The following is an 18,031-nucleotide window of genomic DNA, read 5'->3' on the forward strand; positions in this document are numbered from 1 at the left end:
AGGGAGAACTGACGCGGGTTTAACCATTTCACCATATTAATGATGATTTTTTTGAGGACTTATGGGCAACACTAAGTTGGCTAATCCGGCTCCGCTGGGCCTGATGGGTTTTGGCATGACCACTATCCTGCTGAACCTGCACAATATCGGGATGTTCCCGATGGATGGCATCATCCTGGCGATGGGCATTTTTTACGGCGGTATCGCGCAAATCTTCGCGGGCCTGCTGGAATATAAGAAAGGCAACACCTTCGGCTTAACCGCCTTCACCTCTTACGGTTCTTTCTGGCTGACGCTGGTTGCCATTCTGCTGCTGCCTAAAATGGGCATGGCAGACGCGGCAAACGCTCATTTCCTGGGCGTTTACCTGGGTCTGTGGGGCGTCTTCACCCTGTTCATGTTCTTCGGTACCCTGAAAGGTAACCGCATGCTGCAGTTCGTTTTCCTGAGCCTGACCGTACTGTTCGCCCTGCTGGCGATTGGTCACCTGCTGGATAACGAAGGCATCGTTCATGTTGCAGGCTGGATTGGTCTGGTTTGCGGCGCAAGCGCTATCTACCTCGCAATGGGTGAAGTGCTGAACGAGCAGTTTGACCGCACCATTCTACCGATTGGTGAAAAACACTGATCCCTCTGTCGTGCCCGCCCCGCGGGCCCGACATCCCCCCGCCTGACGCAGCCAAAATCCTAATACCAGCCCCATCAGCGAGAGCGCGAGTACATACCAGGCTGGCGCCATCGGCGACACGCCCATCAGCACGGTGACGGCAATTGGCGTCAGCCCGCCGAAAATGGCATATGAGACGTTGTAAGAGAACGAGATCCCGGTGAAACGAACTTCCGGCGGGAAAGCTCGCACCATGACGTAAGGCACAGCACCCACGACGCCCACGCACAGCCCTACCACGCCGTACAGCAGGAACAGCTGTTCAGGATGGCTGCCCGCCAGGTGATAAAACGCCCAGCTTGATGCGGCCAGTAACACGCTGCCGACGATAAAGGTAATGCTGGCACCGAAACGATCTGCCGCCAGCCCAGCGGCCAGACAGCCAAAGCAGAGCATGATTGTCGCGATACTGTTCGCCTGTAGCGTCACGGCAGGGGCGAAACCGTACTGCTTTTGCAGCCACACCGGGGACATCAGTATTACCACCACAATGCCCGCCGAGAGCAGCCAGGTGAGCAGCATCGACACCACTACCGCTTTTTTATGGCGTACAACGACCGCCTTCACCGGCAGCTCCTGCGCCAGCGCTTTGCGCTGCTGCATCTCGAGGAAAATCGGCGTCTCCTGCAGCCAGCGGCGCAGGTACATCGCGACCAGACCAAACGCCCCGCCCAGCAGGAACGGAATACGCCAGCCCCAGTCGTGCACGGCCTGCTGCGTCATGCTGGTATTCACAATCGTTGCGACCACCGAGCCGAGCAGGATTCCGACGGTCAGCCCCGCCGTTAGGGTTCCGCAGGCGATACCAATGCGGCGCGCCGGAACATGCTCCGCGACAAACACCCACGCGCCCGGCACTTCACCGCCAATCGCCGCCCCCTGAAGGACGCGCATCAGCAGCAGCAGCAGCGGAGCAAGGATGCCCATCGAGGCATAGGTGGGCAGCAGACCAATGGCCAGCGTGGGTACGGCCATCAGCAGGATGCTAAGGGTAAACATCTTCTTGCGCCCGACCAGATCGCCAAAGTGGGCCATGATAATGCCGCCCAGCGGACGCGCCAGATACCCGGCGGCAAAAATGCCGAAGGTTTGCACCTGACGCAGCCATTCCGGGATATCCGCCGGGAAGAAGAGTTCTCCCACCACGGCGGCGAAGAAGACGAAGATGATAAAGTCGTAAAACTCCAGCGCGCCGCCTAGGGCCGCGAGCGTGAGGGTTTTGTAGTCCTGTCGATTCAGAGGTCGGGTGTTATGTGACATAGCGAACCATTATGCGTGTGTTGTGGATTTATTTTTACAGCAATCGTAAAGAAAAAATTACTATACCGTAAAAGCTTTACCACGCTATCGCCGCTTCAGCTAATGTCACATATTGATTAATTTCAGGAGATTGTTTCGCGACGTGCGTTTTTCGGACGAAAAGCTGCTACCACTTTCTCATCGGTTTCCACATAGGGACCGTCAAGCAGCTGTATACAATATGGTACACTTGCAAAGATGCCGTGAACGAGGACGCTGCCATCTTCTGCTTTCAGCCCTTCCAGCGTCTCTTTAATCGATTTCGGCTGCCCCGGCAGATTCAGGATCAACGCCTGCTTGCGGATCACCCCCACCTGGCGGGAAAGAATGGCCGTCGGAACAAAGTGTAGACTGATCTGGCGCATCTGTTCGCCGAAGCCCGGCATTTCACGATCGGCGATAGCCAGCGTTGCGTCAGGCGTCACGTCGCGGCGGGCAGGCCCCGTTCCCCCGGTGGTCAGCACCAGGTGGCAGCTCATCTCATCCACCAGCTCGCAAAGCGTCTGCTCGATGATCGGCTGTTCGTCAGGGATCAGGCGGGTCTGAATGTCAAAGGGGGTGGTCAGCGCGCTGCCAAGCCACTCTTCCAGTGCGGGGATGCCTTTATCCTGGTAAACACCGCTGGAGGCGCGGTCAGAAATCGACACTAAGCCGATGCGTAAGGTATTCATATCCATTCCATTCAAAAAGTACTGATTAAAGGGAATGATACACGCAGAGAGGAAATTCAGACAGAGGCGGGGGTAAGACGCGTGACCGGGAGCCCGGTCACGCAGAATGATTACAGCAGGTCGCCGATCATTTTTTCCAGTTTGCCCTGGTCAACAGCAAACTTACGGATACCGTCCGCCAGTTTGTCTACCGCCATTGGATCCTGGTTGTGCTGCCACAGGAACTCGGATTCAGTGATGCGCTCTGGGCGTGCTTTCACTTCACCGGTGTAAGACAGTTTACGCTCCAGGGTACCTTCGCTTTCAGCCAGCTCTTTCAGCAGTGCAGGCGCGATGGTCAGGCGGTCACAGCCAGCCAGCTCAATGATTTCACCGACGTTACGGAAGCTTGCGCCCATAACCACAGTCTCATAGCCGTGCTGTTTGTAGTATTCGTAGATTTCAGTCACAGAAACCACGCCTGGATCTTCAGCCGGTGCGTACTCTTTCTTATCGGTGTTGGCTTTGTACCAGTCCAGAATACGGCCCACGAACGGAGAAATCAGGTATACGCCTGCTTCTGCACATGCACGCGCCTGCGCGAAGGAGAACAGCAGGGTCAGGTTACAGTTGATACCGTCTTTTTCCAGCTGCTCTGCCGCGCGGATACCCTGCCAGGTAGAAGCCAGTTTGATCAGGATACGGTCGTTGCTGATGCCAGCGTCGTTGTACATTTTGATCAGACGTTTCGCTTTGGCGATAGACGCTTCGGTGTCGTAGGAGAGACGCGCATCCACTTCGGTAGAGATACGGCCAGGAACCAGCTTCAGGATTTCCAGACCGATGTTCACTGCCAGTTTGTCGGTGGCATCCACAACCTGCTGCGCGCGGTCGTTGCTCTGTGCTTTCGCCCAGGTCACTGCGTCGTCAATCAGTTTGCGATACTCAGGGATCTGTGCGGCGTTAAGGATCAGAGAAGGGTTAGTTGTGGCATCCTGCGGCTGGTACAGCTTCATTGCCGCGATATCTCCGGTGTCAGCTACGACAGTGGTGAACTGACGAAGGGAGGTCAATTTATCCGTCATGATAGTGTTTCTCTTTTAACGTGCCCTGGATAATTCACGCTACCGACAGCATGCCTGCAGCGGAAAAATGACAGGTTTACTTGTTAGGGGGATGTAACCGGTCTGCCCTGATGATAACACGACGGAGGGGTAGCGCAACCGCAGACAGTGCGCTTAGGCAGAGTATGGTAAACTCGGAAGATTAACAGGCTGCTAAGCAACAGCATGCCCAATCAGTGGTAGCGCTTACATATTCACGTTGGCATCAACAAGAGGGACGTTAATGCCTGATTTCTTTTTCTTTATTAACGAAGTCCTCTGGGGTTCGATAATGATTTACCTGCTTCTGGGAGCAGGTATTTGGTTCACGCTACGCAGTGGGTTTATCCAGTTTCGTTATATTCGCAAGTTTGGCAGAAGTCTGAAAAACAGCGTTACGCCCCAGCCGGGCGGATTAACGTCGTTCCAGGCACTCTGTACCAGCCTGGCGGCACGGCTCGGCAGCGGCAATCTGGCGGGCGTTGCGCTGGCCATCAGCGCGGGCGGGCCAGGCGCGGTCTTCTGGATGTGGGTGACGGCGCTACTCGGAATGGCCACCTCCTTTGCCGAAAGTTCGCTCGCCCAGCTTTATAAAGAAAAAGATAAAAACGGTCAGTTTCGCGGTGGTCCGGCCTGGTACATGGCGCGTGGCTTAGGGATGCGCTGGATGGGCGTCCTGTTCTCGCTTTTTTTACTGCTCGCGTACGGTCTTATTTTTAATACCGTCCAGGCAAATTCTGTCGCCAATGCCCTGAGCTACGCCTTCTCCTGCCCGGAGTGGGTCGCTGGTATTGCTTTAGCCCTCGTCGTTCTGCTCACCATTTCTGCCGGTCTTAAGGGCATCGCCCGCCTGATGCAGTGGCTGGTTCCCATTATGGCGCTGCTCTGGGTTGCCGCGAGTCTGTTCGTCGCCGCACTACATATCGACCTGGTGCCGGGCGTGATTGCGACCATCGTCAAAAGCGCTTTTGGCTGGCGCGAGGTGGCCTCCGGGGCGCTGGGCTACACCTTCAGCCAGGCGCTGATGGCGGGTTTTCAGCGGGGTATGTTCTCCAATGAAGCCGGTATGGGGTCAACCCCCAACGCGGCAGCCGCCGCCTCTTCCTGGCCCCCGCACCCGGCCGCACAGGGCATTGTGCAGATGATTGGCGTCTTCACCGATACCATTATCATCTGTTCCGCCAGCGCCATGATTTTGCTGCTGGCAGGCCCCGTACCGCATTCGTCGGGAACCGCCGGGATACAGCTTCTCCAGCAGGCGCTGGTGAACCTGACCGGCGGCTGGGGTGCAGGGTTTGTCTCGCTCATCCTGATCCTGTTTGCCTTCAGCTCAATAGTGGTGAATTACCTCTACGCCGAAAATAACCTTATTTTCCTGAAGCTCGACTCCCGCGCTGCAATCGGAACCCTGCGCCTGGGGGTTATACTGATGGTGATAGCAGGCTCCCTGCTCAGTATGCCGCTGGTCTGGCAGCTGGCCGATATCATTATGGCGCTGATGGCGATCACTAACCTCACGGCGATCCTGCTGCTCTCGCCCGTTGTGACCCTGATTGCCAGAGACTATCTGCGTCAGCGCAAACTCGGCGTTCCGCCGGTATTTGATCCCGCCCGCTATCCCGACATTAAGGCGCAGCTTGCCCCCGGCACGTGGGATGATTTGCCGCGGCAATAACAGCTATCGATCAATTCAGGGCGATTTTTTGCTAAAGTCGCTCTAAATTTCCTGCAAGGACTGGATATGCTGATTCTGATTTCACCTGCAAAAACGCTCGACTACCAGAGCCCGCTCGCCACCGAGCGCTATACCCAGCCTGAACTGCTGGACTACTCGCAACAGCTGATCCGCGAAGCGCGTAAGCTCTCTGCGCCGCAAATCGCCTCGCTGATGAGCATCAGCGACAAGCTGGCCGATCTTAACGCGACCCGCTTTCACGAGTGGCACCCGGATTTCACCCCGGCTAACGCCCGTCAGGCGATTCTGGCGTTTAAAGGCGATGTCTATACCGGCCTGCAGGCGGAAGATTTTAGCGAAGCCGATTTCGATTTTGCCCAGCAGCATCTGCGCATGCTGTCGGGCCTGTACGGCGTACTGCGCCCGCTGGACCTGATGCAGCCGTATCGTCTGGAGATGGGTATTCGCCTGGAAAACGCCCAGGGCAAAGACCTGTATCATTTCTGGGGCGATATCATTACCGACAAGCTGAACGCGGCGCTGCGCGCTCAGGGCGATAACGTGGTGATTAACCTGGCATCCGACGAATACTACAAGTCCGTGAAGCCGAAAAAGCTGGATGCGGAGATTATCAAACCGGTCTTCCTCGACGAGAAGAACGGCAAGTTCAAGGTGATCAGCTTCTACGCCAAGAAAGCGCGCGGCCTGATGAGCCGCTACATCATCCAGAACCGCCTGACGAAGCCGGAGCAGCTGACCGCCTTTAACAGCGAAGGCTATTTCTTTGACGAGGCGTCGTCAGGGAAAGGCGAGCTGGTGTTTAAGCGCCAGCAGTAAAAACAAACCCCGCCAGCAGGCGGGGTTTTGCATTAATGGTGTTTCCAGTCCGGGCCGCGATCGTCGCGGTGGTCATCGTGGTGATGGTCATCATGGCGATTGTCATGTTTACGATGCTCATCATGTGGACGCCAGTGGTTATCACGCCAGTCATAGTGCGCTTTCCACCAGTCGTGGTCGCGCCAGCGGCCGCCGTCCCAGTAATGCCCGTTGTTATCCTGGTCGCCAATCTGCAGTTTTACCGCAGGTACGAGGGTAATTTCAGATGCCTGAACCGCCATGGGGGCGACCAGCATCAGTGATAGCGCGATGAGTACAGGTTTCAGTGTAGACACAGGTGACTCCTTATTCTTCTTGCCCAACGTGGGCCGATGTAAGGAGATTACGCGAGGGGAACGGGGGATGTTATTCTCTGCAATCCTAAACGCTAAGTGACCGCATTTATTGGGAATTTCTGCTTTTTTCCTGCTTTATTTCTCCTTAATTTCTTCACAAAAAAGCCGGGTGGCGGCTACGCCTTACCCGGCCTCGGTTGAGTGCTGCTGTTGCCGGGTGGCGCTTCGCCTTACCGGGCCTACGATGAGTGCGTCGTTGTAGGCCCGGTAAGGCGAAGCCGCCACCGGGCAAAAAATCACGCTCGAGCCATCATCAGCTTACGCAGCGCGGCAAAGTCTGCCGGCAGTTCATGAGACAGCAGCGGCAGGTCGGCACGCTCGGCCAGCTCTTTCGGCAGCGGCAGCGTTTCGCCCAGGATCGCTTCCACGCTCTCTTTGAACTTCGCCGGATGCGCGGTGCCCAGGAACAGGCCGTATTCACCCGGGTTAAGCTGGTCGCGCAGCGCGCGGTAGGCAATCGCCGCGTGCGGTTCAGAGGTATACCCCACCGCCTTCAGCTCGCGCATGGTCGCTTTGGTGGTTTCATCCGTCACCGCGGCGTAGCCCAGGTCACCCAGACGCCAGATTTTACGGCGGAACAGCTCTTCCACGCGCGGCCAGTTGTTCGGCTGCGACACATCCATCGCATTAGAGAGCGTCGCCTGCGTGGCGTTCGGCGCCCACTTCCCGTCTTTCAGGAAGCGCGGCACGGTGTCGTTGGCGTTGGTGGCGGCGATAAAGCGTTTCACCGGCAGACCCAGGGATTTCGCCAGCAGGCCCGCCGTCAGGTCACCGAAGTTACCGCTCGGCACGGAGATCACCAGCTGGTTGCGCGCTTCCTGCGGCAGCTGCGCCACCGCTTCGAAGTAGTAGCAGATCTGCGCCAGCAGACGGCTGATGTTGATGGAGTTGGCGGAGTTCAGACCCAGGGCCACCTTCAGCTCTTCGTCGTCGAAGGCCTGCTTGACCAGCGCCTGGCAGGCATCAAAATCGCCGTCAATTGCCACGGTTTCAATGTTGCCGCCGAGCGTACAGAACAGTTTTTCCTGCAGCGGGCTGATTTTGCCTTTCGGATAGAGGATCACCACGCGGACGTTTTTCAGGCCGTAGAACGCGTGTGCCACCGCCGCCCCGGTATCGCCGGAGGTTGCGGTCAGGATGGTCACCGGTTTGTCGCCGCTGATGTGGGTCAGCATCTGCGCCATAAAGCGGCCGCCGAAGTCTTTAAACGCCAGGGTTGGGCCGTGGAACAGCTCCAGGCAGCCAACGTCAGGCTCAACCTGCTTCACCGGCGCCGGGAAAGCGAAGGCCGCACGCACGCGCTCTTCCAGCAGCTCCTGCGGGATTTCGTCACCGATAAACGCCGACAGAATTTTGGTGCTGCGGGTGACAAAGTCCTGCTTCAGCAGCTCGTCGATGTCGGTCAGCTGAAATTCCGGCAGGTCATGCGGGAAGAACAGCCCCTGGTTTTTGCCCAGCCCCTGAGTTACCGCCTGCGCGAAGCTGACCTGCTCGTTATGATCTTTAAGGTTATAGAGTTTCATTAATTATCCCAGTACTCGTGCGCCAGCCGTGTCCAGACGGCAAATATGAACAAAGCCTTCCTGATTTTGCAGGTAGTGTTTAGAGAGCCAGTCCGCCACGCGCTGCGCGGTGTCAGGCTTGTCGCACAGGGCGAACAGCGTCGGGCCGGAGCCAGAGATGCCGCACGCCTGCGCGCCGATATCCATCGCTGCCTGTCGCGCCTCGTTAAAGCCAGGCAGCAGCTTCGTGCGGTACGGCTCGGCAATGACGTCCTTCATCAGTTTGGCCGCCAGCTGCGGCTGACGGGTATAGCAGGCGTGGATAAAGCCCGCCAGATGACGTCCGTGGGCGATACAGTCCTGACGACGATACTGCGCGGGCAGGATCGCACGCGCTTCCGCGGTAGAGACCTTAATGCCCGGATAGGCCAGCACCCACAGCCACTCATCAAACCCTGGCACCTGCTGGCTGATGATGCCATTTTCTTCGATCATCAGCTGCATGCCGCCGAGGAAGCACGGCGCCACGTTGTCATAGTGAATACTGCCGGAGATGCGCCCTTCCAGCTCGCCCATTAACCCCAGCAGGCGGTTGTTGTTCAGCGGCTTGCCGCAGTGCTCGTTCATCGCCACCAGCGCGGCGACCACCGAGCAGGCGCTGGAACCCAGTCCCGAGCCAATCGGCATGCTTTTTTCCAGCGTCATGGCGACCGGCACGTTTTTACCAATTTCCTGACAGAAGCGTTCCCAGCACTGATAGACGATATTTTCGCGCGGCTCGGACGGCAGTTTGCTGGCGAAGCGGCCCACGTTATTCAGGCTGAAGCTGTCTGCCGCTTCCACTGTGACCGTATCGCCCAGCAGCGAACCATCCACCGGCGTCACCGCCGCACCCAGCACGTCAAATCCGACGCTCATATTCGCGCTGGAAGCCGGGGCATAAACTTTGACCATGTTAAACTCCTAACTTCCATGACAGGGTACGCAGCAGATCGGCAAACACACCCGCCGCAGTAACATCGTTCCCTGCGCCATAGCCGCGAAGCACCAGCGGCAGTGGCTGATAATAGTGGCTGTAAAACGCGAGGGCGTTTTCGCCGTTTTTGACTTTGTACAGCGGGTCGTTGCCATCCACTTCGGCAATCTTCACCCGGCACACGCCATCTTCTTCAATGTTGCCAACATAGCGCAATACCTTACCTTCATCACGGGCTTTCGCAACGCGCGCGGCAAAAGCGTCGTCAAGCTGCGGCAAATTCGCCATAAAGGCGCTGACGTCACCGCCGTCATCAAATTCTGCCGGCAGTACAGGCTCAATCACGATATCCGAAAGCTCAAGCTCACGGCCCGTTTCACGCACGAGGATCAGCAGCTTGCGCGCCACGTCCATACCGGAAAGGTCGTCACGCGGATCTGGCTCGGTATAGCCCAGCTCGCGCGCGGCGCGGGTCGCTTCCGACAGGCTCATCCCTTCATCCAGCTTGCCAAAGATAAATGACAGCGAGCCGGAGAGAATGCCGGAGAAACGCTGCAGTTCATCGCCCGCGTTGAGCAGGTTTTGCAGGTTCTCGATAACCGGCAGCCCCGCGCCCACGTTGGTGTCGTACAGGAACTTGCGGCGCGACTTGCTCGCCGCCAGGCGCAGCTGGTGATAGTAATCCATCGACGAGGTGTTGGCCTTTTTGTTCGGCGTCACCACGTGGAAACCTTCGCGCAGGAAGTCGGCGTACTGGTCGGCCACCGCCTGGTTCGAGGTACAGTCGACAATCACCGGGTTAAGCAGGTGGTACTCTTTCACCAGACGGATCAGACGGCCCAGGTTGAACGGCTCTTTCGCCTCGTTCATCTCGGCCTGCCAGTTCTCCAGGTTCAGACCGTGAACGTTGGTCAGCAGCGCTCTGGAGTTGGCAATCCCGCAGACGCGCAGATCGATATGTTTCTTCTTCAGCCATTCCTGCTGACGCTTTACCTGCTCCAGCAGCGCGCCGCCCACGCCGCCCACGCCAATCAGGAACAGCTCGATGACCTGATCGGTGTTGAACAGCATCTGGTGAACCACGCGCACGCCGGTGGTCGCGTCATCGTTGTCCACGACAACAGAAATTGAACGCTCAGACGAGCCCTGGGCAATCGCCACGATATTGATATTGGCGCGCGCCAGCGCGGCGAAGAACTTGGCCGAGATACCGCGCAGCGTGCGCATGCCGTCGCCGACCACAGAGATGATCGCCAGACGCTCCTGAATGGAGAGCGGCTCCAGCAGCTCTTCTTTCAGCTCCAGATAGAACTCTTCCTCCAGCGCGCGTCGGGCGCGCAGGCAGTCGGCCTGGGGCACGCAGAAGCTGATGCTGTATTCGGAAGAGGACTGGGTGATCAGCACCACCGAGATACCGTTGCGGGACATGGCCGCAAACACGCGCGCCGCCATGCCGACCATCCCTTTCATTCCCGGACCGGATACGCTGAACATCGCCATGTTGTTGAGGTTGGAGATGCCTTTCACCGGCAGACCGTCCTCATCGGTACTCGCGCCAATCAGCGTACCCGGCGCCTGCGGGTTACCGGTGTTTTTAATCAGGCAAGGGATCTGGAACTGGGCAATCGGGGAGATGGTACGCGGGTGAAGCACTTTGGCGCCGAAGTAGGAAAGCTCCATCGCTTCCTGGTACGACATCGACTTCAGCAGCCTGGCATCGGGTACCTGGCGCGGGTCGCAGGTATAAACGCCGTCGACGTCAGTCCAGATCTCACAACAGTCCGCGCGTAAACAGGCGGCCAGCACGGCGGCGGAGTAGTCGGAGCCGTTACGGCCCAGCACCACCAGCTCGCCCTTCTCGTTACCGGCGGTGAAGCCTGCCATCAGGATCATGTGGTCAGCGGGAATTTTGCTTGCGGCGATACGGCGGGTTGATTCGGCAATATCAACGGTGGATTCGAGGTAGTGGCCCACCGCCAGCAGTTTTTCAACCGGGTCAATTACGGTCACGCTATGGCCGCGCGCTTCCAGCACGCCCGCCATGATGGCGATAGAGAGTTTTTCGCCCCGGCAAATCAGCGCCGCGTTGATGCTGTCCGGGCACTGGCCGAGGAGGCTGATGCCGTGCAGGACGTGTTTGATTTGCGCGAATTCCTGCTCAACGAAGGACTTCAGCTGAGCGTGCGGGAAGCCAGGCAGCGCCTCTGCCAGCCCTTGCAGTAAGTCAGCAAAGATACGCTCTGCGTCGCTGATGTTCGGGAGTGCATCCTGACCACCGATGGTTTTTTCAATCATCGCCACCAGATGGTTCGTGATTTTTGCCGGGGCAGAGAGCACGGTCGCAACCTGCCCCTGCCTGGCGTTGCTTTCCAGGATATCGGCAACACGCAGAAAACGTTCTGCATTTGCCACTGATGTACCGCCGAACTTCAACACTCGCATGGTTCTACCTCGTTTCCTTTAGCCGAAAAAAAAGCCCGCACTGTCTAGGTGCGGGCTTTTTTTGGTTTTTCCTGTACGCGTCAGCCCGCATCGTTACCTGTGGTAATGATGATGGTTGTAGTAATGGTGGTGATGCTGATGCGTTTCATGGATGTTGTGTACTCTGTCATTATTATCTGTCTGTGCTGTATTCTTTTAGGGTTAAAGGATCGGGCACCTTAAGTCAACGAATTTTTAATTTGATCACAATTCGGGAGACTCTCACGTCCCGCTGCTTGCAGATTTATTTTCATCCGATTCGCCCAATAGCAACCCTTCTGGACAGACTTATTCGCCATAGTAAAAACTTATGACAGTATTTTACTCGGCCAATTTTTTTTCAATATCGTGCAGCAAACGGTGCAGCATTGCGGTGTCCCGCTGCTCAAGACGCCCCAAACGCTGCTGCAGCCAGTCAGCCATTTTTTGATCGTCCGCCACTCCCAGCTGAGACAACAGCTGCTCGACGCGCGCCCGCAGCGCAGCCAGCTGATTTTCATTTGCCCCTTCTGCCGGAGGCTGGGGGATTTGTATTAGGGGGGCTAATTGATAGCAGTAGACCATGACCGCCTGGCCTAAATTCAGGGAGGGATAATCGGCTACCATCGGCGCACCGGTAAGCACGTCCGCCAGCTCCAGCTCTTCGTTGGTTAATCCGGAATCCTCGCGACCAAACACCAGTGCGGCTTTATCCAGCCACTGGCTTTTCTCGCTCAGCATCGGCACCAGCTCCGCTGGCGTGGCATAGTAATGGAACTTCGCCCGGCTGCGCGCGGTAGTCGCAACGGTAAAAGAGATGTCGTGCAGCGCATCAGCCAGCGTCGCGTAAGTGGTTATATTATCGAGAATATCCCCTGAACCATGTGCCACCCAACGTGCCGCAGGCTCCAGGTGGGCCGTGCTGTCCACGATACGTAAATCGGTAAAACCCATGGTCTTCATGGCACGCGCGGCAGCGCCTATATTTTCGGCTCTGGCTGGGGCGACCAGTACAATCGACAGATGCATTTATGCTCTCTTTTTAATCAGTTAGCGGGTAAAAATGTGATGCGCTTCAACATATTACGCAGCGCGAATTTACAAAATTGCAACACAAATCACCGAAATAGCGTTTCATAACAAATTAAAAACGCTAAACTATTCTGTGCCTGAACAATCAGTTAGAATGTTAACAGAACACTATTATCCCTATGTTTTATAATGATAATAGTGATATGAATACTCTATTCTGATAGGATTCACTTCGTTTATAAATCAATGCCCGCAACTAGTTGGTTTATTGAAAAATTGTGACAAAGGCTAGCATTCGGCTACGATGATTTCATCAAACTGTTAACGTGCTACAATTGAACTTGATATATGTCAACGAAGCGTAGTTTTATTGGGTGTCTGGTGTCACTTAGCCTGTTATGTTGCTGTTAAAATGGTTAGGATGACAGCCGTTTTTGACACTGTCGGGTCCAAAGGGAAAGTACCCAAGACCAAGCTAATGATGTTGTTGACGTTGATGGAAAGTGCATCAAGAACGCAATTACGTACTTTAGTCACGTTAAGCCGATCATGTTAATTTGCGACATGCATCAGGCAGGTCAGGGACTTTTGTACTTCCTGTTTCGATTTAGTTGGCAATTTAGGTAGCAAACATGCAGACCCCGCACATTCTTATCGTTGAAGACGAGTTGGTAACACGCAACACGTTAAAGAGCATTTTCGAAGCAGAAGGCTACGATGTCTTTGAAGCGACCGATGGCGCAGAGATGCATCAGATCCTTTCTGAAAATGATATCAACCTGGTGATCATGGATATTAACCTGCCGGGCAAAAACGGTCTTCTTCTGGCGCGCGAACTGCGCGAGCAGGCGAACGTCGCGTTAATGTTCCTGACGGGCCGTGATAACGAAGTTGATAAAATTCTTGGCCTGGAAATCGGTGCGGATGACTACATCACCAAGCCGTTCAATCCTCGCGAGTTAACCATTCGTGCACGCAACCTGCTGTCCCGCACCATGAACCTGGGTACGGTCAGCGAAGAGCGTCGTAGCGTAGATAGCTACAAATTCAACGGCTGGGAACTTGATATCAATAGCCGTTCGCTGATTAGCCCGAACGGTGAGCAGTATAAACTGCCGCGCAGTGAATTCCGCGCGATGCTGCACTTCTGCGAAAACCCGGGCAAAATTCAGTCCCGTGCAGAGCTGCTGAAGAAAATGACCGGCCGTGAGCTGAAGCCGCACGACCGTACCGTAGACGTGACCATCCGTCGTATTCGTAAGCATTTCGAATCTACGCCAGATACGCCGGAAATTATCGCCACGATCCACGGCGAAGGGTACCGTTTCTGCGGTGACCTGCAGGAGTAATCCCGCAGTTAACGCATTAAAAAACGGCGCATTTGCGCCGTTTTTTTTATTTCCAGATCCGCATCGAATCGTCATCCGGTGCTGCGGGTGGCTCAGGTCGCTTCGGCTGAGAGAGCGAGTACCAGTCGAAATGCCGGGTCAGGTACATCACGGCGAACAGCGCCAGCGCGAGAACCGCTGACCCCAACAGCAGCGCGCTATCCTCCGAGCGCAGCAGGAACCACATCACCACGTCCAGCCCGAGCAGCGCCAGCACAAACAGCCCGCTGCGCTTCCAGCTTTTCAGCACGGCCTGCAGGTACATTCCGTTCATCGCTGCGCCAACCAGGCTTGCAACAACCCAGGCTGGCGTAAACCCGACGTGTTCAGACAGCGCCAGCAGCACCAGATAGAACAGGACCAGCGACAGCCCCACCAGCAGATACTGCATCGGGTGAAGGCGTAATCCGGTTAAGGTTTCGAAGACAAAGAAGGCCATAAACGTCAGCGCAATCAGCAAAATGGCGTACTTGATCGCCCGGTCAGTCAGCTGATACTGGTCGGCTGGCGTGGCTACCGTGACGCTAAAGGCCGGGAGTGCCTCCCACTCCGGCGACTCCTTGGCGTAGAACCAGCTTTCAAGGTTATTTGCAAACCAGCTGCTCTGCCAGTTCGCCTGGAAACCAGACTCGCCAATCTGATGCTTAACAGGGAGATAATCGCCCATAAAGCCCGGGTGCGGCCAGTTGCTGTTGAGGGTCATTTCGCTATTACGCCCTACCGGCACCACCGCAAAACTGCCGGTTCCCGCCAGGCTGAGGGACATCTCAAGCGCAAACGTTTTGGCTTCCAGCGCTTTGTCGGTCAGCGGGATGTGGATCCCTGCAAGCGCCCCGTAGACGCCTGAGCCGGGCTCCACGCTTAGCGTCTCACCGTTGATTTTAGAGATACTGACCGTGCCAATGCCCCGCGCGTCGCCAACGCCCGTCACGATAAACGGCTGCCCTGTCGCGATCGTTTCTCCTTTCAGCTGCTTCAGCTCGTCGGTATTAAACTGCGCTTTTATCTTCAGGTCAGTGTTCCAGATTTGCCCGTCGTAGATGCCAATATTGCGGGACTCCACGCGCTGGTTACCTTCCACAACCAGAGATTCCGGCAGAATGAAATGCATATAGCTTTTCTTGTACTCGACCTTCTTCTCGTCCTCTATCTTGTAAAAGATCTCCGTCATCGGAATCGCAATCATCGGACCGACCAGCTTTTGCGGTCCGCTGGTACTCTGGCGAAGCGTATTTTCGACATCGTTGCGGTAGCTCTCCCGCTCTGATATCAGATTACTGACCATAAAAAGCGGGACTAACAGCAGCAGGATGCACCCCAGCAGGGTGCTTACTTTCCAGAACAGGGGGGATTTCATCATTACGTCTCCTTTGTGATGAGGAGAGCGTAACCAGGCCATGTGGGGTCAGTTTGAAGTTATGTGAAGGGACGGTGAAGTATCAGCGTGGCCATCACGCCGCCTTCATCACGATTACGCAATGTAATCTCTCCCTGATGCAGACGCGCCACCTCCTGGACAAACGCCAGCCCGAGCCCGCTGCTCTTCAATCCGTTCTCGCGCGGCAGGGAATAAAAGCGCTCAAAAATACGCCCCAGCGCGTAATCCGGGATCCCGCTTCCGCTGTCGGTGACGAGAAGCTGTATCTGCCCCTGCTCTTCCCGGGCCGCCAGTTCAATGGCGCCGCCCTGAGGCGTAAAATCGATAGCGTTATCCAGCAAGTTACCAAGCGCCTGCTCGAGCAGGTCGGGATCGCCTTCAACATGAAGCGAAGCGGGCTGGAGGGTCAGCCCAATCTCTTTTGCCGCCAGCACCGCCGAGCGCGCGTCGGCAAGACGCGTAAACAGCAGATCGACGCGGACAGTCTGAGGCGTAATCTCGACCCGATTTTCAAGCCGCGCCTGGGTGAGCAGTTTTTCAACCAGCGACTGCATGCGCGCGTTTTGCACCAGAATATTATCGATAAACCGTGCGGCCACCTGCGGCGGCGGCTGCTCGGCGAGAATTTCCGCCGCGCCGCGTATGGCGGCGATGGGGCTTTTCAGCTCGTGGGTCAGCGCATGGACGTAGTGTTCAATGTAGTTTTTCCCTTCCAGGCGAATGCGCATATTCTCCAGCGCCAGGGCCAGCTTGTGCAGTTCGCTACTGCCAGGATTAGGCAGCGGGAGAGGCGTATCGGTGGTCACCGAGTCGGCATAGCGCGATAACGTACTGATAGAACGATTGATCCACCAGGCGACGAGAAGACCGATAAGCAGGGCAATGCCGAGCAGCGCCCCGCCTGCCCACAGGATCCTTCGCTCGCTGCGATGGATAACCGGTGCCATCGCGCTGTTAGGTTTCCCGACCGACAGCACGCCGATAATCTTGCCATGCTCCACAACCGGCGCGGCAACATACATCACCGTGCTTTCCGGATCGTCGGGATGGCTTTGAGTACTGCGCGCGCCGTATTCGCCGCGAAGCGTCAGCCAGACATCGTTCCAGCGCGAGTAATCTTGCCCCACGGCCAGACCGGCGGAATCAAATACCACTCTGCCCTGCGCATCGGTCATGTAGACGTGATACTCGTTACGCACTTTATGAATCCCGCCGATATTGGCGCGGAAGGGGCGCTGATGAAGCTGAGAAAAGGCCTGCGCCAGTTTGCCCTGCTGCGCATGACCCGAAAGCAAATCATCACGTCCGATTTCAGCCAGCAGGGTCGCGGTGTCGATCAACGTGCCCTCGGTTGCCCTGCGCACGCCGGGCTTTACTTCCTGAACAAAGATCGACAGCACAAACCACGCGGCGATGGCCACGATCAGGAAGTATCCCAGCAATAGCCGCATCCCAATGCGCATCAGTAAAGGCCCAGACTGTAGCCCATACCGCGATGGGTGCTGATGGGTGACAGTTCCTCGTTCACCGCCCGCAGCTTGGCGCGCAGGGTTTTGATGTGGGTGTCCACGGTACGGTCGAAGCTGTCGCCGTCTTCACCCCACACCTTGTCCATGAGCTGCTGACGAGAAAAGACCCGCCCGGGGGCCTGCAACAAGGTTTTGAGCAGCAAGAATTCGTAGCGGGTCAGAGGCAATGCTTCCCCGCACCAGCTGATTCGCGCGGCAGGCTCGTTCAGCTCAAACTGCCCGATACGCAACGTTTCTGATGGCGCGGCGGATTTTTGCATGCGCCGTAAAATCGTCCTTACCCGGGCGCAGACTTCACGAGGTGAGAAAGGTTTCGCAACGTAGTCATCAGCGCCCATTTCCAGGCCAAGCAGCTTGTCTACCTCATCACTGCGCGCCGTCAGAAACAGCACGGGCAGTGAGGGATGCTGCGCCAGCAGCTGGCGGCAAAGCTCAAATCCACTGATGTCCGGCAGCCCGACGTCCAGAATGGCGAGCGCCGGAACCTGCCGCCGCGCCTCCTCCAGCACGGGTAAACCACGTTCAAACGCCTTTACCGCGAATCCTTCCTGCTGAAGCATGTAGATCAGCGTATCGGCGATACTGGTTTCGTCTTCAACCAGCCAGACCACAGGTTGTTGCATGGTTCATCCCTGAATTAATGCCACGGCATAATCGGCACCGCGCTGATGGCGTTTTTCGGCGAGCCTTCCACCACTTTGTCAGAATAGGCAAGGTAAGCCAGGGTGTTGCGTTTGGCATCATAGAAACGCACCACCTGGAGCTTTTTAAACACCAGCGAGGTCCGTTTCTGGAATACCACGTCGCCCTGCGCTTTACCGTTTTTAATTTTATCGCTCAACTCAACCGGCCCCACCTGCTGACAGGAAATCGCCGCATCGGAGGTATCTTCCGCCAGTCCCAGCCCGCCTTTGATACCGCCCGTTTTCGCGCGGCTGACGTAGCAGGTGACGTTTTTCACGTCCGGATCGTCAAACGCCTCCACCACGATTTTGTGGTCTGGGCCAAACATTTTGAACACGGTATCGACGGAGCCAATCTGTTCTGCCTGCGCCGCGCGCCCGACCATCAGCATCAACGCGGTGAAGATCAAAGTCTTGTATTTCATATTGTTACCATTCTTTAAAATTACACTGAGCG

18 protein-coding genes and 1 other annotated feature are annotated in these 18,031 nt (G+C 56.4%); of the genes, 4 read left to right on the plus strand and 14 right to left on the minus strand.

Annotation, left to right across the window (positions count from 1 at the left end; all coding sequences use genetic code 11):
• The first annotated feature begins 61 nt into the window (after positions 1-61).
• Positions 62-628: an acetate uptake transporter gene (gene satP / locus V4835_RS20155; protein ID WP_331413433.1), complete on the plus strand. Its 567-nt coding sequence runs from the start codon at positions 62-64 to the stop codon at positions 626-628.
• Here the strand turns inward: satP and V4835_RS20160 are convergent.
• The 3 genes from V4835_RS20160 to tal form a co-directional block, all read right to left on the minus strand.
• Entirely contained in the window at positions 605-1,927 is a 1,323-nt protein-coding gene (locus V4835_RS20160) for an MFS transporter (protein ID WP_331413435.1), read from the minus strand. The two genes, satP and V4835_RS20160, sit on opposite strands and share 24 nt — an antisense overlap.
• 122 nt (positions 1,928-2,049) lie before the next feature.
• A complete protein-coding gene (gene mog, locus V4835_RS20165; protein WP_023310343.1) occupies positions 2,050-2,637 on the minus strand; it encodes a molybdopterin adenylyltransferase in 588 nt (195 codons plus the stop codon).
• A 110-nt stretch (positions 2,638-2,747) separates the two neighbouring features.
• A complete protein-coding gene (gene tal / locus V4835_RS20170) occupies positions 2,748-3,701 on the minus strand; it encodes a transaldolase (protein ID WP_023334458.1) in 954 nt (317 codons plus the stop codon).
• 262 nt (positions 3,702-3,963) lie between these two features.
• Here tal and V4835_RS20175 point away from each other — a divergent pair, with 262 nt between their 5' ends.
• Together V4835_RS20175 and yaaA are read left to right on the plus strand one after the other, a co-directional pair.
• Positions 3,964-5,394: an alanine/glycine:cation symporter family protein gene (locus V4835_RS20175; RefSeq protein ID WP_121932470.1), complete on the plus strand. Its 1,431-nt coding sequence runs from the start codon at positions 3,964-3,966 to the stop codon at positions 5,392-5,394.
• Between the two features lie 66 nt (positions 5,395-5,460).
• Complete coding sequence (gene yaaA, locus V4835_RS20180; protein WP_331413440.1) at positions 5,461-6,231, plus strand: peroxide stress protein YaaA; 771 nt, start codon at positions 5,461-5,463, stop codon at positions 6,229-6,231.
• 32 nt (positions 6,232-6,263) lie between these two features.
• Here the strand turns inward: yaaA and V4835_RS20185 are convergent, their stop codons facing one another.
• The 7 genes from V4835_RS20185 to yjjY form a co-directional block, all read right to left on the minus strand.
• Positions 6,264-6,566 carry a DUF2502 domain-containing protein gene (locus tag V4835_RS20185; RefSeq protein ID WP_331413442.1) on the minus strand — a complete coding sequence of 101 codons (303 nt, stop codon included), beginning with the start codon at positions 6,564-6,566 and terminating at the stop codon, positions 6,264-6,266.
• Between the two features lie 296 nt (positions 6,567-6,862).
• Positions 6,863-8,149 (minus strand): threonine synthase, encoded by a 1,287-nt coding sequence (gene thrC / locus V4835_RS20190; protein WP_159515485.1) that lies wholly within the window; start codon positions 8,147-8,149, stop codon positions 6,863-6,865.
• Between the two features lie 3 nt (positions 8,150-8,152).
• Positions 8,153-9,082, minus strand: coding sequence for a homoserine kinase (gene thrB, locus V4835_RS20195; protein ID WP_063143304.1), 930 nt, complete (start codon positions 9,080-9,082; stop codon positions 8,153-8,155).
• Between the two features lies 1 nt (position 9,083).
• Positions 9,084-11,546: a bifunctional aspartate kinase/homoserine dehydrogenase I gene (thrA, locus tag V4835_RS20200; RefSeq protein ID WP_063143303.1), complete on the minus strand. Its 2,463-nt coding sequence runs from the start codon at positions 11,544-11,546 to the stop codon at positions 9,084-9,086.
• A gap of 24 nt (positions 11,547-11,570) precedes the next feature.
• Positions 11,571-11,688 (minus strand) — a sequence feature (Thr leader region).
• Positions 11,627-11,695 (minus strand): thr operon leader peptide, encoded by a 69-nt coding sequence (gene thrL / locus V4835_RS20205; protein ID WP_015572623.1) that lies wholly within the window; start codon positions 11,693-11,695, stop codon positions 11,627-11,629. It overlaps the preceding feature by 62 nt.
• A 211-nt stretch (positions 11,696-11,906) precedes the next feature.
• Positions 11,907-12,593: a tRNA/rRNA methyltransferase gene (locus V4835_RS20210; RefSeq protein WP_331413446.1), complete on the minus strand. Its 687-nt coding sequence runs from the start codon at positions 12,591-12,593 to the stop codon at positions 11,907-11,909.
• Positions 12,594-12,992: 399 nt separating this feature from the next.
• Positions 12,993-13,133 (minus strand): protein YjjY, encoded by a 141-nt coding sequence (gene yjjY / locus V4835_RS20215; RefSeq protein ID WP_085928893.1) that lies wholly within the window; start codon positions 13,131-13,133, stop codon positions 12,993-12,995.
• Positions 13,134-13,228: 95 nt separating this feature from the next.
• Here yjjY and arcA point away from each other — a divergent pair, with 95 nt between their 5' ends.
• Complete coding sequence (gene arcA / locus V4835_RS20220; protein WP_003856501.1) at positions 13,229-13,945, plus strand: two-component system response regulator ArcA; 717 nt, start codon at positions 13,229-13,231, stop codon at positions 13,943-13,945.
• Between the two features lie 46 nt (positions 13,946-13,991).
• On the opposite strand, the gene creD is transcribed toward arcA, so the two are convergent.
• Genes creD through creA form a run of 4 tightly spaced genes read right to left on the minus strand, consistent with a single transcriptional unit; the run spans position 13,992 to position 17,999 of the window.
• Positions 13,992-15,344, minus strand: a complete 1,353-nt coding sequence (gene creD / locus V4835_RS20225; RefSeq protein WP_331413447.1) for a cell envelope integrity protein CreD — start codon at positions 15,342-15,344, stop codon at positions 13,992-13,994.
• 56 nt (positions 15,345-15,400) lie between these two features.
• Positions 15,401-16,825 (minus strand): two-component system sensor histidine kinase CreC, encoded by a 1,425-nt coding sequence (gene creC / locus V4835_RS20230; protein WP_331413448.1) that lies wholly within the window; start codon positions 16,823-16,825, stop codon positions 15,401-15,403.
• Entirely contained in the window at positions 16,825-17,514 is a 690-nt protein-coding gene (gene creB, locus V4835_RS20235; RefSeq protein WP_024907408.1) for a two-component system response regulator CreB, read from the minus strand. The genes creC and creB overlap by 1 nt, the downstream gene beginning before the upstream one ends.
• A 14-nt stretch (positions 17,515-17,528) precedes the next feature.
• Positions 17,529-17,999, minus strand: coding sequence for a protein CreA (gene creA / locus V4835_RS20240; protein WP_032642647.1), 471 nt, complete (start codon positions 17,997-17,999; stop codon positions 17,529-17,531).
• Between the last annotated feature and the right edge of the window lie 32 nt (positions 18,000-18,031).

The sequence above is a fragment of the Enterobacter cloacae complex sp. CARB60 genome (assembly GCF_036487345.1).
In the GTDB taxonomy this organism is placed as follows: domain Bacteria; phylum Pseudomonadota; class Gammaproteobacteria; order Enterobacterales; family Enterobacteriaceae; genus Enterobacter; species Enterobacter asburiae_D.

What these genes read in the sequence shown, in the direction of transcription:
- satP (WP_331413433.1), top strand. Translation starts at nt 62, where the DNA reads ATGGGCAACACTAAGTTGGCTAATCCGGCTCCGCTGGGCCTGATGGGT.
- V4835_RS20160 (WP_331413435.1), bottom strand. Translation starts at nt 1,927, where the DNA reads ATGTCACATAACACCCGACCTCTGAATCGACAGGACTACAAAACCCTC.
- mog (WP_023310343.1), bottom strand. Translation starts at nt 2,637, where the DNA reads ATGAATACCTTACGCATCGGCTTAGTGTCGATTTCTGACCGCGCCTCC.
- tal (WP_023334458.1), bottom strand. Translation starts at nt 3,701, where the DNA reads ATGACGGATAAATTGACCTCCCTTCGTCAGTTCACCACTGTCGTAGCT.
- V4835_RS20175 (WP_121932470.1), top strand. Translation starts at nt 3,964, where the DNA reads ATGCCTGATTTCTTTTTCTTTATTAACGAAGTCCTCTGGGGTTCGATA.
- yaaA (WP_331413440.1), top strand. Translation starts at nt 5,461, where the DNA reads ATGCTGATTCTGATTTCACCTGCAAAAACGCTCGACTACCAGAGCCCG.
- thrC (WP_159515485.1), bottom strand. Translation starts at nt 8,149, where the DNA reads ATGAAACTCTATAACCTTAAAGATCATAACGAGCAGGTCAGCTTCGCG.
- thrB (WP_063143304.1), bottom strand. Translation starts at nt 9,082, where the DNA reads ATGGTCAAAGTTTATGCCCCGGCTTCCAGCGCGAATATGAGCGTCGGA.
- thrA (WP_063143303.1), bottom strand. Translation starts at nt 11,546, where the DNA reads ATGCGAGTGTTGAAGTTCGGCGGTACATCAGTGGCAAATGCAGAACGT.
- V4835_RS20210 (WP_331413446.1), bottom strand. Translation starts at nt 12,593, where the DNA reads ATGCATCTGTCGATTGTACTGGTCGCCCCAGCCAGAGCCGAAAATATA.
- arcA (WP_003856501.1), top strand. Translation starts at nt 13,229, where the DNA reads ATGCAGACCCCGCACATTCTTATCGTTGAAGACGAGTTGGTAACACGC.
- creD (WP_331413447.1), bottom strand. Translation starts at nt 15,344, where the DNA reads ATGATGAAATCCCCCCTGTTCTGGAAAGTAAGCACCCTGCTGGGGTGC.
- creC (WP_331413448.1), bottom strand. Translation starts at nt 16,825, where the DNA reads ATGCGCATTGGGATGCGGCTATTGCTGGGATACTTCCTGATCGTGGCC.
- creB (WP_024907408.1), bottom strand. Translation starts at nt 17,514, where the DNA reads ATGCAACAACCTGTGGTCTGGCTGGTTGAAGACGAAACCAGTATCGCC.
- creA (WP_032642647.1), bottom strand. Translation starts at nt 17,999, where the DNA reads ATGAAATACAAGACTTTGATCTTCACCGCGTTGATGCTGATGGTCGGG.